The sequence below is a fragment of the Phenylobacterium montanum genome (genome assembly GCF_018135625.1).
Classification (GTDB): Bacteria; Pseudomonadota; Alphaproteobacteria; order Caulobacterales; family Caulobacteraceae; genus Poindextera; species Poindextera montana.
In genome coordinates, this window is the sequence record NZ_CP073078.1 from 343187 (window position 1) to 357129 (window position 13943).

The 13943-nt window shown below is 68.1% G+C and carries 14 protein-coding genes and 2 tRNA genes; 9 read left to right on the forward strand and 7 right to left on the reverse strand.

Going from position 1 to position 13943, the window contains the following annotated elements:
- Positions 1 to 18: 18 nt before the first annotated feature.
- From KCG34_RS01685 to KCG34_RS01705, 5 genes are all read left to right on the forward strand, one after another.
- A tRNA-Leu gene (locus KCG34_RS01685) sits at positions 19 to 103 on the forward strand.
- A gap of 54 nt (positions 104 to 157) precedes the next feature.
- The gene (gene mgtE, locus KCG34_RS01690) at positions 158 to 1591 is read left to right on the forward strand and encodes a magnesium transporter (RefSeq protein WP_211938677.1); all 1434 of its coding nucleotides are present in this window, start codon (positions 158 to 160) and stop codon (positions 1589 to 1591) included.
- Between the two features lie 79 nt (positions 1592 to 1670).
- On the forward strand, positions 1671 to 2756 hold the full coding sequence (locus KCG34_RS26040; protein WP_249138175.1) for a lysozyme: 1086 nt from the start codon (positions 1671 to 1673) through the stop codon (positions 2754 to 2756).
- Positions 2757 to 2801: 45 nt separating this feature from the next.
- Positions 2802 to 3968 (forward strand): isovaleryl-CoA dehydrogenase, encoded by a 1167-nt coding sequence (locus KCG34_RS01700; protein ID WP_211938679.1) that lies wholly within the window; start codon positions 2802 to 2804, stop codon positions 3966 to 3968.
- Between the two features lie 108 nt (positions 3969 to 4076).
- Positions 4077 to 4385 carry a DUF3574 domain-containing protein gene (locus KCG34_RS01705; RefSeq protein ID WP_211938680.1) on the forward strand — a complete coding sequence of 103 codons (309 nt, stop codon included), beginning with the start codon at positions 4077 to 4079 and terminating at the stop codon, positions 4383 to 4385.
- Positions 4386 to 4387: 2 nt separating this feature from the next.
- On the opposite strand, the gene hfsH is transcribed toward KCG34_RS01705, so the two are convergent.
- The 4 genes from hfsH to KCG34_RS01725 are packed head-to-tail and all read right to left on the reverse strand — an operon-like array spanning position 4388 to position 9076.
- Positions 4388 to 5146: an oligosaccharide deacetylase HfsH gene (gene hfsH, locus KCG34_RS01710; protein ID WP_211938681.1), complete on the reverse strand. Its 759-nt coding sequence runs from the start codon at positions 5144 to 5146 to the stop codon at positions 4388 to 4390.
- The gene (hfsG, locus tag KCG34_RS01715) at positions 5146 to 6078 is read right to left on the reverse strand and encodes a polysaccharide biosynthesis protein HfsG (protein WP_211938682.1); all 933 of its coding nucleotides are present in this window, start codon (positions 6076 to 6078) and stop codon (positions 5146 to 5148) included. The genes hfsH and hfsG overlap by 1 nt, the downstream gene beginning before the upstream one ends.
- Positions 6075 to 7526 (reverse strand): polysaccharide biosynthesis protein HfsF, encoded by a 1452-nt coding sequence (gene hfsF / locus KCG34_RS01720; RefSeq protein ID WP_211938683.1) that lies wholly within the window; start codon positions 7524 to 7526, stop codon positions 6075 to 6077. Before hfsF ends, hfsG begins: the two co-directional genes overlap by 4 nt.
- Positions 7527 to 7540: 14 nt before the next feature.
- Positions 7541 to 9076 (reverse strand): undecaprenyl-phosphate glucose phosphotransferase, encoded by a 1536-nt coding sequence (locus KCG34_RS01725; RefSeq protein WP_211938684.1) that lies wholly within the window; start codon positions 9074 to 9076, stop codon positions 7541 to 7543.
- A 241-nt stretch (positions 9077 to 9317) separates the two neighbouring features.
- Here KCG34_RS01725 and KCG34_RS01730 point away from each other — a divergent pair.
- A tRNA-Ser gene (locus tag KCG34_RS01730) sits at positions 9318 to 9410 on the forward strand.
- 7 nt (positions 9411 to 9417) lie between these two features.
- Here KCG34_RS01730 and KCG34_RS01735 read toward each other — a convergent pair.
- Complete coding sequence (locus KCG34_RS01735) at positions 9418 to 9846, reverse strand: site-specific integrase (RefSeq protein WP_249138176.1); 429 nt, start codon at positions 9844 to 9846, stop codon at positions 9418 to 9420.
- Positions 9847 to 10009: 163 nt separating this feature from the next.
- On the opposite strand from KCG34_RS01735, the gene KCG34_RS01740 reads away from it, so the two are divergent.
- Complete coding sequence (locus tag KCG34_RS01740) at positions 10010 to 10468, forward strand: aldehyde dehydrogenase family protein (protein ID WP_211938685.1); 459 nt, start codon at positions 10010 to 10012, stop codon at positions 10466 to 10468.
- Positions 10469 to 10719: 251 nt separating this feature from the next.
- On the opposite strand, the gene KCG34_RS01745 is transcribed toward KCG34_RS01740, so the two are convergent.
- Complete coding sequence (locus KCG34_RS01745; RefSeq protein WP_211938686.1) at positions 10720 to 11577, reverse strand: helix-turn-helix domain-containing protein; 858 nt, start codon at positions 11575 to 11577, stop codon at positions 10720 to 10722.
- Positions 11578 to 11601: 24 nt separating this feature from the next.
- Positions 11602 to 11733 carry a hypothetical protein gene (locus KCG34_RS25985; RefSeq protein WP_256440743.1) on the reverse strand — a complete coding sequence of 44 codons (132 nt, stop codon included), beginning with the start codon at positions 11731 to 11733 and terminating at the stop codon, positions 11602 to 11604.
- Positions 11734 to 12111: 378 nt separating this feature from the next.
- Between KCG34_RS25985 and KCG34_RS01750 the strand changes: the two genes are divergently transcribed.
- Positions 12112 to 12393, forward strand: a complete 282-nt coding sequence (locus KCG34_RS01750) for a hypothetical protein (protein ID WP_211938687.1) — start codon at positions 12112 to 12114, stop codon at positions 12391 to 12393.
- Between the two features lie 28 nt (positions 12394 to 12421).
- A complete protein-coding gene (locus KCG34_RS01755) occupies positions 12422 to 13894 on the forward strand; it encodes an amidase (RefSeq protein WP_211938688.1) in 1473 nt (490 codons plus the stop codon).
- The last annotated feature ends 49 nt before the right edge of the window (positions 13895 to 13943 follow it).

Sequence of the window (13943 nt, forward strand, 5' to 3'; positions counted from 1 at the left end):
CCCGCGCCTCACCACGTCGCGGTCGTGGCGGAATTGGTAGACGCGCAGCGTTGAGGTCGCTGTGGGGCAACCCGTGGAAGTTCGAGTCTTCTCGACCGCACCAGTGAAACAGGAACAGCAGCAGCGCCGAGGCGATAAGACATAAGGGGACGGTTCGATGGCTCGATCGACGAGCGACCCCGAGGTCGCGGAGCTGAACGCCCCTGAAATCGCCGAAGACCTGGAAGACCTGGCCCTCAGCGACGACTATGCGCTGAACCCCGAATTCGTCGAGATGGTGGTGGACGCGGCGGATCGTGGCGACATCGCCCGCCTGCGCGAGCTGATCGCCGCCCTGCACCCGGCCGACATCGCCGACCTGATGGGCTTCCTCTCCTCGGCCTATCGCGAGGTGCTGGCGCCGCTGCTGGACACCGACACCCTGGCGGACGTGCTCTCCGAGCTGGAAGGCGCGGTCCGCGAGGATGTGCTCAGCCAGGTGACGCCCGAGGCCCTGGCGGAAGCCATCGGCGAGATGGAGTCGGACGACGCCGCCGACGTGGTCGACGACCTGGGGGACGAGGTGCGTGGCCAGGTGCTGGCGGCCATGTCCGACGTCGACCGGGCTTCGGTCGAGGCTTCGCTGGCCTATGGCGAAGAGACCGCCGGCCGCCTGATGCAGCGCGAGGTGGTCGCCGCGCCGCAGTTCTGGACCGTGGGCCAGGCCCTGGACCACGTGCGGGGCGCGGGCGAGGACCTGCCGGACCTGTTCTTCGACATCTACGTGGTCGACCCGCTCTACAAGCCCCTGGGCGCCGCCCAGGTCAGCCGTCTGATCAAGAGCCGGCTGGACCAGCCCCTGTCCGAGATCATGGAGCCGGTCACCGAGATCCCGGTCGACATGGACCAGGAAGAGGTCGCCTACATCTTCGACAAGTACCACCTGATCTCGGCCCCGGTGGTCGAGGCGGGTGGACGGCTGGTGGGCCAGATCACGGTCGACGACATCGTCGGCGTCATCCAGGAAGAGAGCCAGGAAGACATGCTGGCCCTGGCCGGCGTGTACGACGCGGAAAAGGGCGCCTCGATCTTCGGCGTCACCCGCTCGCGCTTCTGGTGGCTGCTGGTCAACCTCGGTACGGCGATCCTGGCCTCCAGCGTGATCGGCGTGTTCCAAGGCTCGATCGCCAAGCTGGCGGCCCTGGCGGTGCTGAACCCGATCGCCGCCTCCATGGGCGGCAACGCCGGCACCCAGACCCTGACCGTGGCGGTGCGGGCGCTGGCGACCAAGGAGCTGAACGCCGCCAACCTCCTGGCCACGGTCTGGCGCGAGACGGCGGTCGGCCTCTTGAACGGCGTCGCCTTCGCCTTGGTCATGGGCCTGGTCACCTTGGTCTGGTTTCATGATCCGACCATGGCGGTGGTGGCGGGCCTGGCCATGATCATCAACCTGTTCGCCGCGGCGGTGGCGGGGATCCTCTTGCCGCTGGCCATGGAGAAGATGGGATTCGACCCGGCCGCCGCGACCGTCGTATTCCTGACCACCGTCACCGACTGTGTCGGCTATTTCAGCTTCCTTGGCCTGGCGACCCTGCTGTTGCTCCGCCACTGAACAGCCTTTGCTGTCGGCCCCTATCTTGCCGAGTCCGAAGCGCATGCGCCTTGCCACGTGCCAGATTGGGTCAAGCCGAGTGACGATTGCTCAAAGCCAGGTCTCGCAAGCGGGACTCGCGCTCCTGATGGAGTTCGAGGGCTATCGCCGCCGCGCCGCGCGCCTGGCCGATGGGCGCTGGACCATCGGCTATGGCCACACGCTGAGCGCGCGCGAAGGGGCGGAGGTCAGCGAGGAAGACGCCAAAGCGCTGCTGGTCTATGACCTGCGCGGCGTGGCCGCGGTGCTGGAAGACCTGGTCTTTACGCCGCTGAACCAGAACCAGTTCGACGCTTTGGCCTGCTTCGCCTTCAACATCGGCGTCGAGAATTTTCGTCACTCGGCCGTGCTGAAGCTGGTCAACGAGGGCTATCTGCTGCAGGCGGCCTACGCGCTGGAGCACTGGCGCCGCGCCGAGATCGACGGCGAGGTGCTGGTGGTCGACGGCCTGGTGCGGCGTCGTGCTGCGGAAAAGGCCCTGTTCCTCACCCCGATCGGCGGCTGGACTCCGGCCCCCAGCGCGGTCGTTCCGCCGCAGCTGGATCATGAGCCCGGCCACCACGGCCTGAACAGCCACACGGTCGATCTGCACGCCGACTTGACTGGCGAGATCGCCCGTGTCGAGCGCCTCGGCGCCCCGCCGCCGCTCGATCCGACGCCGATCCTGGCCTCGATCTTCTCGCCCGAGGCGGACGCCGTCGAGCCGTTCCCTGGAACCCCGCAGACGGAACCCAGGCCGCTGGCCGAGACGGTCGCCGCGGCCCTTGCCGAATTGCCGCCGATCGCGCCGGCCCCGGCCTTGCCCCCACCCACGCAGCAGGCGCCGCCGCAGCTGGAGGCGGAGCTCCTCGCAGATAGCCGCCGGCCGCCGGTTAGGGCCCAGTTCGCCGAATTCGACTACGCGGTGGCCGAGATCGAGCGCGGGAGCCATTGGTCCTGGATCGGCCTGGGCCTTCTGGGCGTGGCGGTGTTCGCCGTCTCGCTGTTCTGGGCCCTCAGCGCCAGGGGCCAGGCCGGACCGTTCAGCCCGCAGGTGATCGGAACCCTGATGGCGCTAGCCGGGGTCGCCTGCGTGGTCTGCGCCGTCTATTCGCTGGTCCAGGCCTATCTCGGCCGGGACGACTGAGGCTGCGGCTTTCCGCCTGGGCAGGGCGGTGCTAAGTCCCTGGCCATGATCCCAAATCACGGTCCCAACCTGGATTTCGGCCTCGGCGAGACCGCCGACCAGATCCGCGACGTCACCGCCAAGTTCGCCGCCGACCGCATCGCGCCGCTGGCGGCCGAGATCGACCAGTCCAACAGCTTCCCGCGCGCCCTATGGCCAGAGATGGGCGAGCTCGGCCTGCACGGGATCACCGTGGAGGAGGAGTGGGGCGGCCTCGGGCTCGGCTATCTCGAGCACGTAGTGGCGATGGAAGAAGTCTCGCGCGCCTCCGCCTCGATCGGACTGTCCTACGGCGCGCACTCGAACCTCTGCGTCAACCAGATCCGCCGCTGGGGCACGCCGGAGCAGAAGAGCCGCTATCTGCCGAAGCTGATCAGCGGCGAGCATGTCGGCGCCCTGGCCATGAGCGAGGCCGGCTCGGGCTCGGACGTGATCTCCATGAAGCTGCGCGCCGACAAGCGCGGCGACCGCTATGTCCTGAACGGCACCAAGTTCTGGATCACCAACGCCCCGCACGCCGACACCCTGGTGGTCTACGCCAAGACCGAACCGGACAAGGCCAGCCGCGGGGTCACCGCCTTCCTGATCGAGAAGGGCTTCAAGGGCTTCTCCTGCGCCCAGAAGCTGGACAAGCTCGGCATGCGCGGCTCGGACACGGGCGAGCTGGTGTTCGAGGACGTGGAGGTTCCGGAGGAGAACATCCTGGGGCCGCTCAATGGCGGCGCCGGTGTCTTGATGAGCGGGCTCGACTACGAGCGGGCGGTGCTGTCGGCTGGTCCGCTCGGCATCATGCAGGCCTGCCTGGACGTGGTTCTGCCCTACGTCCGCGAACGCAAGCAGTTCGGCCAGCCGATTGGCGCCTTCCAGCTGATGCAGGGCAAGGTGGCGGACATGTATGTCGCCCTGAGCTCCGCCCGCGCCTATGTCTATTCCGTGGCCCGGGCCTGCGACGCCGGCCAGACCACCCGTTTCGACGCCGCCGGCGCAATCCTCCTGGCCAGCGAGAATGCGGTGAAGGTGGCGCTGGAGGCCATCCAGGCCCTGGGCGGGGCCGGCTACACCAAGGACTATCCGGTCGAGCGCCTGTTGCGCGACGCCAAGCTCTACGACATCGGCGCCGGCACCAACGAGATCCGCCGCTATCTGATCGGCCGTGAACTGGTGGGGGGCTGAGGTTTGCATAGGTGGAGCGCGTTGGCGCTGGCGGCGGGGCTTCTGGCGTCGGGGGCGGCTGCCGCCGCGCCGCATCACGGCGCCTGTCAGGTCGGGCAGGCCCGGAGCATGGCCAGCCTCTATTTCGGCCTGTCGATCAAGGGCGCGCCGGACCTGACCGACGAGCAGTTCGCCGACTTTCTGGATCGGGAGGTCTCGAGCCGCTTCCCCGACGGACTGACCGTGCTGGCCGCCCAGGGCCGTTGGCGGTCCGACAGCGGCAAGATGGTCAAGGAGCCGTCCAAGCTGGTGCAGATCGTGCTGTCCGGCAAACCGGACGACCTGGCCAAGCTGGATGCTGTCCGCGAGGCCTATAAGCGCGAGCACCATCAGGAATCGGTGCTGGAAGTGATCGAGAAGACCTGCGCGGCCTTCTGAGGTCAGCTGAGCCGCTCGGTTCCTTCGGCTACGGTGACGATTTCGACGCCCTTCGCGAGCGCGGCTTCGACCAGCCCGGCCAGGGCCTTGGGCGTGCAGCCCCACTGGGAAGGCCGGTCGGCCACATCGTGGGTGTTCAGGATCAGCCAGGCCTTGCGCGCGGCGGCCAGATCCAGCCAGCGGAGCGCCCGCGCCTCTGCGCCGAGGCCCTCGACGCCGATCGACGGCGCCTGGTTGAGGTCGGCGCCGCTTTCTACCAGTCCCGGGTGCAGCGCCCGCAGCAAGGCGAAGCGGCCGCCGAGCGCCCGTTTCGCGGCCAGCGCAACATCGCCATAGGGATAGGCGAAGGTCCGGGGGGCAGGCGCGCCCCAGGCGGCCAGGGCGTCTGCGTTGCGCTCGGTTTCGGCAAGGACCATGGCCGCCTCGGCCTGGCCGCAATCGACGTGGGAGTAGGTGTGGCAGCCCAGTTCATGGCCGGCCTGCGACAGAGCGACCAGCTCACAGGCGCTGGCATAGCGTCCCATCGGTCCCTGTCCCGAGGCGAGCGCGGCCGACACATAGAACGTGCCGCGGGCGCCGTGTTCGGCCAGGATGCGCGCCCCGAGGTCGGCGGCGCTGGCCGGCGCATCGTCGAAGGTGAAGGAGACCATGGCGCGCGGCAAGTTCGCCCGGGCGGGCCGGCGCTGCATCAGACGGACGACACGGCGGCGCAGCTTGCCCTTCAGCGAGGGGTCGGCGCGGTAGGCTTCGGTCTCAGCCATCACACCGCCTCGGCGTAGAGCGCGGCGCGGTAGAGGCGCATGGCCAGGGCGCGGGAAGCCAGCGGCGCGGCTTCGGTCAGGGCGAAGGCCTTGAGCAGGGGGCGCCACAGGCCGCGCAAGGGCAGCCGCTTCAGCGCGCGGGCCGCCCGGTAGCTGGGATAGGCGCTGACGATCTCGCGGTGGCCAGAGACCACGCGGGCGAAATTGGCGGCGGACTGCTCGTATTTGCGGGCCATCGCCGGCGCCGCGTCGAGCCCCAGATGGGTCGCGGTATTGGCGATGTGCAGGATGGGATGGCGCCGGGTGACCCGCATGGCCCATTCGACATCCTCCCAGCCCCAGCCGGAAAAGCTCTCGTCGAAGGCTTCGCTGTCGAACACGTCCCGCCGCACCAGCAGGTTGGAGGTGAAGACATGCTTCTCCGGCGCCTTGCAGCGCGCCTCGACCGGAGCGCAGTCGCTGGCCAGGGCCATCTGGCGGTGCAGGGCGTGCTCGCGGCGGCGGGGAGCCTGATCCAGGGAGAAGCCGCCGAAGGCCACGGCGGGCGCGTCCTTTTCGATCAGCTCCAGGTAGGTTTGCAGGAACAGGGGGCTGTCCGGCAGCATGTCGCTGTCCAGAAACAGCAGCCAGCGCCCGCGTGCGGCCTGGGCCAGCCGGTTTCTTCCCTTGGCGCGGCCCAGGTTGACGCTTGAGCGGACGAAACGGGCGGGCAGGGACGATCCGCGGACGGCCTGTTCGACCCGATGGGCCAGAACATCGTCGCCCGTCCCGTCATCGAGCAGCACCGCCTCGACGGCATCCGCCCTGTCGCGAACCTGATGCTCCAGGGCGGCGATCAGCGCGCAGGGATCGTCGCGCAGGAACGGGATCAGCACCGTTAGCGTCGGGTTGGCGTTGTTCCAGCGCGCGCTGGCGGTCTGCGTCTCGCTCATGGCGTCGCCATTCTGGCCTGGAGCATCCGGCCGACGCGCATGGCCTGGTCGCGTAGCCCGCCGACATCGAGCGCGAGGGCGAGGCCGCCATAGACGACGGCGCCGAGGGCGGCTTTGGCGATCAGCTCCACGAGGCCGCCGCTTTCCGGAACCAGCCGTACGGCCGCAGCCATGCCGAGCGCCGCGAGGGTCGCCTTGGCGAAGGTCGCCCATGGGACCGGCAGGGGCAACACCATACGTCCGAGCGCGAACGAGGCGACGGCGCCGAGGCCGTAGCTGGCCAGGGTGGCCCACAGGGCGCCCTGGAGGCCGAAGCGGGGCACGAGCAGCAGGTTCAGCGCGAGGTTGGCCATCGCCGGCAGGGCCATGGCCAGCATCAGGAGCGGCGTGCGGCGGGCGAGGGTGAAGGCGGTGTGGAAATAGTAGACGGTGACGCCGGACAGGAAGGCGCTGGCGCCGATCCAGGGCGTCACCTGGGCCGCGCCGTCGCGCAGGGCCGGGCCGACCATCAGTCCGGCCAGGGGGCGGGCCACCAGGGCGAGGCCCACCGCCGCCGGAAGCGTCAGGGCGACCATCAGCGAGGCCTGCTCGTGCGCAACGCTGCGCAGGGCCTTCTCGCCGCCGCGTTCCAACGCCGCAACGGCGGCTGGGCCGCCGGCCATGCCCAGCCAGATGAACATCACGTCCAGGGTGCGGTTCGAGAGGCTGTAGCCGGCGTGATAGATCCCGACGCTGGTCTGGCCCAGGCAGGCGGCGAGGACGAAGCGATCGGTCGAGGCCAGCACCAGGGACAGGATCAGCGACAGCGACACGGGCAGGCCGTAGGCGGCGTAGAGATTGATGCGGGCGCGTTCGAACCGGCCGCCGGGCGCCTGGCGCAGCTCTGCAGGCAGCGCCCAGATCAGGCAGACCGCCGCCGCCGCGCCGAGCCCGACCAGGGGCGCCGCGCCGCCCAGGCCGGCCAGGGCGAGGCCCGCGCCGACCAGGAACCCGCCTGCGGTTTGCGCCATGTCGATCATCGCTGCGCCCGAGACATCCCCGGCTGCGCGCCGGCGTTCCTGGGCCAGCTTGAGCAGGCTGCGGACGAGGATGCTGGCGAGGCCGGCGCCGACCGCAAGCTTCAGCGCCGGCGCCATGGGCCAGGCCCAGAGCACGGGAACTGCGACCAGCGGCAGGCCCAGCGCCAGGAGAGCGTAGGTTCGAAAGAGGGTGGCGAAGTGGTTCGGCAGGCGGCCGCCCTCGGCTTCGGCGGCGTAGAACCGGGCCATGGCCGCCTCCAGCCAGGTGAAGCAGAGCGTGTGGACCAGGCTCATTACGGAAAAAGCCAGGGCGTAGGCGCCATAGTCCGCCGGCGACAGCACACGGGTAAAGACCACGATGGTCAGAAGGCCGACCACGCCCTGGACGATATTGACCGGCAGATAGCCGACGACGCCGCGCCAGAACATCGGATGCAGCCTCCCTAGCGCGCGACTTTGCGGTCGCCCAGAAGGCAGGGCAGGGTCATCAGCATGATGTAGAGATCGAACCAGAACGACTGGCGCTCGATATAGGCGATGTCGAGCTCGACCCGCCGGCGCACCAGTTCGGGGGTGTCGACCGGGCCGCGGGAGCCGTTGATCGCGGCCCAGCCGGTCATGCCCGGCTTCATGCGATGGCGGTGGGCGTAGTGGGCCACCAGGGAGGCCGAGGTCGCTTCGCCGGTCTTCATGCCGGGCGCGTGGGGGCGGGGCCCGACGAGGGACATTTCGCCCGATAGCACGTTGAACAGCTGAGGCAACTCGTCGAGGCTGGTGCGGCGGATGAAGCGGCCGACCCGGGTTATGCGCGGATCGTCCAGGCGCACCTGCTTCACGGCTCGCGAGTCGCGCTGGTCGTGACGCATGGAGCGAAACTTCAGGACCACGAATTCCTCGTTGTTGAAGCCCTGGCGCTTCTGGCGAAAAAACACCGGCCCCGGGCTGTCCAACTTCACCGCAAGGGCGATGACCGCCATCAGCGGCGCAGCGAGGGCCAAGGCCAGCGTCGCAAACATCAGATCCTGGACGCGCTTGGCCATGACCCGCCGGTAGCGTATGCGCACGCCTGACAGCCGGGCCAGGGGCAGGTCCACCAGACGGTCCAGTCGCTGATCCGTCACATCGGGAGCGCTCTGGTCGAGCAGCAGGGTGATGTCGTTGGGCAGGATATCAAGGCGCTCGACCAGGCGCCGCACGCGATCCTGGGCGCTCGCGGTGACCGTGATCACCACCCGGTCGACATAGGGCATGATCCGATGGCCGATCAGGGCCTCGGTGTCGCCCAGCACCGGCACGCCGCCGATGGCCGCCGGGGCGCGGGCGTGGCGATCATCGAAGATGCCGAGGACGGCGATGTCGCCGCCAGCCGCGGCGCGCTCGATCAGCAAACGGGCGTTTTCGGTCGCGCCGACCACCACTACGTTCTGAACCAGATGTCCCAGCCGCCGCCAGCGCCGCACCAGGGCCATCCAGACGCTGTGGGCCGCCGGCAGGACACACAGGGTCAGGCCGGCCTGCAGCAGGACCGCCTGGCGCATGTCGGGCGCGGCATGGACAAGGGCCAGGCAGGCCGTGGCGATGGCGGCGGCGAGCATAACGGTCAGAGCGACCCGGGCCAGATGCTCGCGCCGCTTCTCGCGCTTGCGGAACGCGTAGACGCCGCCGGTCGCCAGCAGGGTCGCAGTCATAAGGGCGAAGGCGATCGAGGTCGCGGCCACGCTGAAGGCGACAGCGCCTGCGGGCGTGGACAGGCTGATCGCAGCCGCCGCCAGAACGGCCAGGATCACTGCGTCGACCGCGCGGAAGACGTAGAATACGGCGAAACCGCGCAGCCGCCTGCGCGTGGAGACCAGCCGTTCGGGGCGCATGGGGCCGCGTCGTTCGATTCGGGGCCGGTCGACGTCGACAACCGGGTCGACGGCCGCCTCGCCCGCATCGTGCTCGATCGGCGGACGCTGGTGCAGGGCGGACGGGATCATTCGAACTCAGGCGATACGTTTCCTGGGATTGCAGGGTGTCAGGCCGGGATGAGGCTTCGGTTAACACCGTTTGCGATTTGCGGTCGCGGGCGACGGCGACAGGAATGCTCAAGCCGTGCGTTGCCCCGGCGAAAGGCTTCCGCTATGGAGACCCCACCTGTCGGACTGATTTGCGGGCCGCCTTCTCGGGCGCCGCAGGAAGATCGGCGGCGGTCGGGAGAAAACCCGAGCAAAAACAGATGGTGACGTGGCCGAGTGGCTGAAGGCGGCGGTTTGCTAAACCGTTGTACGGTGTAAAGCCGTACCGAGGGTTCGAATCCCTCCGTCACCGCCAGTTTTTCTCAATGAAATGAGGAGCTTACTGGTTTTCCCGCCGCCGGGGACAATTCGGGGACAATTCCACGCATCACGTCGTTGAGCTTCTCCCGCTCGGTGCCCTTGTCGGCCCCCTCGATCCACCGCGCGTAGGTGTTCAAGGTGGTCGTGACCTTGGCGTGGCCGAGCTGCTTGGCGATGTAGGCGACGTTCACGCCACCCATCAGGGCGAGGGAGGCGAACGTGTGCCTGGCCTGATATGCGTCACGCTGCCTCAGCCCCAGCGCACGGAGGGACGGGTTCCAGTAGCGCCGCCGCTGGACCTGCTCATCAGCCCAGGCGACGCCCGTGTTCGGGTTCTGGAAGATCTCGGCGTCGTCGCCCTTCATGAAGCTGTGCTGCTTCTGAGCCTTCAGCGCCACCAGGGCGGGGTCGGACAGCTCGATGTGCCGCACCTTGTTGGTCTTGGTGTCTTTCTCTTCCCAGTCGACGCGCGCTCGCTCGACACGGATCCCGGTCGCACCAGCGGGTAGAAACCCGCCTTGGTCGGGACTGGAAACTCTTCGATCCCGCCGCGTGGGTTTTTGCGTTTGATGGTCGGTTCATTCCGGCGACGGAATGTGGCACCGCTTTCGAACGTGGCTGCGTCACGTCGAACGGTGCCTGGCGGAAGGCGGACGGATCCTGACGGGTGGCGCGCCGGTGCTCCGCTTGGGCACGTTCTTCGCCCCAACTGTCGTCGTAGGGCTGCCGGCGAACTCAGTGCTGAATAGCGAGGAGACCTTCGGGCCCCTGGCCGGCCTGATCCCCTTCGATGATGAGAGCGAAGCGATACGTATCGCGAACGACACCCGATCCGGACTGGCGGCCTACTTCTACACGCGTGACGCTTCACGGATTTTCCGGATCAGTGAAGCTCTTCACTACGGCATGGTCGGGGCGAATACGGGGGCGGTCTCGTCGGAAACCGCGCCGTTCGGGGGTGTAAAGGAGAGCGGCATCGGATGCGAGGGTTCAAGGCATGGCTTGGACGATTATTTGAACCTCAAACTAACCGCAATTGCCGTTCCCATGTGAGATATTGGCGCCGAAGCTAACCACGCGACGATCGGGCGTCAGGCCACTCGACCCTGTTATGGCAGTATTTGAATCTTCCAAGATAGCTTTACAGATTTATTGAAGGCGTCCTGGCGCTGGCGGTGATCGCCAGCGCCCAGAATTATTGCTGATTCTCAGGCACGCGAACGAGAATGCCGTCGAAGTCGTTAGTAATTTTGATCTGGCATGGCAGCCGTGAACCTGGCCCGGGCTTCATTGGGAGAGCGGGTTTATACTGAGGGAAGACCACCCCGCCTCAAAGAGGCAGAGCCCATCTGACAATCTCCTCCCGCCCGCATCTGGCGCGGGGAGATGCCATAGCGCGTACGAAAGGCGCGGCTGAAGCTGGTCAGGTCGTTGAAGCCCCAACGGAACGCGATCGTAGTCACCGTGTCGCGGGCCGGCGCGCCGTTCAGCAGTTCGATGCGGCAGCGCTCCAGACGGCGATCTCGCAGCCACCCTCGGAAGGTGCCGCCCGAGGCCTGGAACAGCCGGTGCAGGGTCCGCACCGGCACGCCGGCGGCGCAGGCGACCTGTCCCGGCGTCAGATCCGGATCGTCCAACCGCCGCAGGCCCGCCTGCTTGATCGCGTCCAGCGCCTCGGCCTGGCGGGCTGAGAGCAAGTAGCCCACCGGACTTTCCTCGGCCTGGCCCATATGGACGATGGCGTCGACTAGACTGTTTTGCAGCAGCCCGGCCTCTTCCGCGCTCAGGCGGTCGTGGTTGCGGGTCGCGGCGCTGACTAGGGCGCTGATGCAGGCAGCGAGGCCGCTGTCGCCGGCAAACGAACGACCGAGGTCCAGCGGCCGGCCGCAGGCGCGGGCGGCGAGTTGCTGGGCCGGCAGGAACAGGGCGACCGTGACGCCGCCGCCGCGCCCGTGGATGAACTCGACGCTGGGCGCAGGCTCCAGGAACGCCATGTCGCCGGGCGTCAGCGTGGCAGACAGGGTTTCGCTGCGGATCTCCAGCTCGCCCCGCAGCATCAGGTAGAACAGATAGCCGGAACCCAAGACCGGCTCTGTGGTGGTGTGGGTGATCCGGGAGGCATTGGTGCTGAGCAGCGCGCCGGACAGTCGGCCGATTGCCACCGGCTCGATGCTGGCTTCGAGCCGCTACGGCTCGTCGGTCATGACCTCGGCCGTCGAGTCGATGTTGAACGAGGCGCAAAAGCCCTGCAGCGCGCGGCGATAGGCGTTGAGGCGTTCGCGCGGCGGCAGGCTGCCAGTCGAGACGAGCGAATTCACCTGCTACCGTCCATGGCCGACACCGACTTCCGACGTCCTTGAACCTAAAGTGTGCGCAGGCGAGCCGCCTTGGTCAAGGGCGCCCAGTTCGTGGCGCTGGGCGCCAAGTCCCCCTGGCGGTGGGCTCCGAGACTGTCGCCCTACGGAGCATCTAGGGTCGCGACCATTCCCGCAGGCCGAAACACCAAACCAGGGGCGCGGGCGCAGCGACATGGGGGATCACATGGGCTCGACGATCGGATGGCATTCGGCCTTGCTGGCGGGCGGAGCCTTGGGCCTCGCCTGCCAGGTGAGTGCGGCCAGCGCACAGGCGGCGACGCAGGCCGGCAGCCTCAGTGAAATCGTGGTCACAGCAACCAAGCGCGCACATATGTGTGGATGCAGGACGAGTACAAGAGCGTCAACGAAGGGCGCTACACCAATCAGGATGCCGGCTCGATCAGCTACGACCCGGCCTTGCCAGCGAATCCGGCCACCAACGTCGTCAAGCTGCGCGCCGGGGTGGACTGGTCCGGGACCAATGTCTCGGTGTTCGCCGACAACCTGTTCAACGCCCAACCGCGGCTGAACGTGCAGCACGATGTGCTGGGATCGCCCCAATACTACGCGGTCACGCTCAGGCCGCTGACCGCCGGCGTCACTTTAACGCGCCGGTTCTAGTTCACGGCGCGAACAAGGAGTGGATGCAATGCCTGGACAAGGCTCGGTCGGCGACACCACGATGCCGTTCATGACGGCCGGCGGGATGCTGGATCTGCTGAGGCGGCGGCGCATTGGTGCGGTGGAGCTGCTGAAACTGCACCTCGAGCAGATCGAAAAGGCCAATTCGGCGATCAACGCCGTGGTCGCCCCGGATGCCGAGCGGGCTTTGGCGGTCGCTGCGGCGGCGGACGCGATGCGGGTTGACGAGCAGGCCTGCCCGCCATTGCTGGGCCTGCCGATGACGGTGAAGGACGTCTTCGAAACCGAGGGTCTGCGCACCACCTGCGGCATGGTGGCGCTGAAGGACCATGTCCCTACGCAGGACGCCGAGGCCGTGCGGCGGCTGAAGGACGCCGGAGCCATCGTCTTCGGCAAGACCAATGTCCCCGAGGCGGCGAGCGACCACCAGACAAGCAACGCCGTCTATGGCCTGACCCGCAATCCGCACGATCGGGAGCGCACCCCCGGCGGCTCGTCCGGGGGCGCCGCCGCGGCCCTGGCTGCGGGCCTGACGCCCTTAGAGCTGGGCAGTGACATCGGCGGATCGATCCGTATCCCGGCTCATTTCTGCGGGGTGTATGGACACAAGGCCAGCTTCGGCGTGATCCCCATGCGCGGCCACATCCCCCCGGGACCCGGGATGCTCGCGCCTGGGGACCTCGGTGTCGCCGGACCCATGGCCCGCAGCGCCGGGGATCTGGAACTCATGTTCGATATCCTAGCCGCGCCGGATGTCTGGGACCGCGCGGCTTTGTCTCTGAGCTTGCCGCCGAGCCGGCGCGAGCGGTTGGCCGACTTCCGGATCGCCGTCTGGACTAACGGACCGTATGCCGCCGACACCGTGACCCGTACGGTCCTGGCGGGCCTGACCGAATCCCTCACGCGAGCCGGCGCTAGTGTCAGCGAGCCGCCGGCTCCGGTAGATCCGGCGCACAGCTTCGATGTCTATCTGCGCACCCTGTTCGCCATCGTGTCCGGCGGCGCGCCGCTGGAAGCCCTGATCGGGCATGCGCAAGCGAATCTGCCGGCCGACGTGGCGTCCTATGTCCAGATCCTGACCGAGAGCGCCCGGCTGCAGTTCGCCGCGTGGGAGGGGCTGCGCGAGGCGCGCCATCGGATCAGGCGAGCATGGGGGGAGTTTTTCAACAATGTCGACGCAGTGATCTGCCCGGTCGCGCCGACGCCGGCCTTCCGTCATGATCTGGCCGGGGAGGGGTTCGGCTACCAGTTGCGCCGACGCCGCCAGGTGGACGGCCAGGATCTGCCGTACTTGTCGCAGCTCATGTGGCCGAGCCTTGCCACGGTCGCCAACCTGCCGGCCACCGCCGTCCCCGTCGCGCGCTCGCCGGAGGGCCTGCCAGTCGGCGTGCAGATCATCGGTCCCTATCTGGAGGACCGCACCACCTTAAGGCTGGCCGCCCTGATCGAACAGGAGCTGTCCGCCGTTCGACCCGCCTAGGATGATCCCTCGGCCCGCGTCCCGATCGCGCTATATTGCGTCACTCCGG

Coding starts and splice junctions, on each gene's coding strand:
- KCG34_RS01705 (WP_211938680.1), top strand. CDS start 4,077: ATGGCCAGCCTCTATTTCGGCCTGTCGATCAAGGGCGCGCCGGACCTG.
- hfsF (WP_211938683.1), bottom strand. CDS start 7,526: ATGTTCTGGCGCGGCGTCGTCGGCTATCTGCCGGTCAATATCGTCCAG.
- mgtE (WP_211938677.1), top strand. CDS start 158: ATGGCTCGATCGACGAGCGACCCCGAGGTCGCGGAGCTGAACGCCCCT.
- KCG34_RS01750 (WP_211938687.1), top strand. CDS start 12,112: ATGCAGGACGAGTACAAGAGCGTCAACGAAGGGCGCTACACCAATCAG.
- hfsG (WP_211938682.1), bottom strand. CDS start 6,078: ATGAGCGAGACGCAGACCGCCAGCGCGCGCTGGAACAACGCCAACCCG.
- KCG34_RS01700 (WP_211938679.1), top strand. CDS start 2,802: ATGATCCCAAATCACGGTCCCAACCTGGATTTCGGCCTCGGCGAGACC.
- KCG34_RS01740 (WP_211938685.1), top strand. CDS start 10,010: ATGTGGCACCGCTTTCGAACGTGGCTGCGTCACGTCGAACGGTGCCTG.
- hfsH (WP_211938681.1), bottom strand. CDS start 5,146: ATGGCTGAGACCGAAGCCTACCGCGCCGACCCCTCGCTGAAGGGCAAG.
- KCG34_RS01755 (WP_211938688.1), top strand. CDS start 12,422: ATGCCTGGACAAGGCTCGGTCGGCGACACCACGATGCCGTTCATGACG.
- KCG34_RS01725 (WP_211938684.1), bottom strand. CDS start 9,076: ATGATCCCGTCCGCCCTGCACCAGCGTCCGCCGATCGAGCACGATGCG.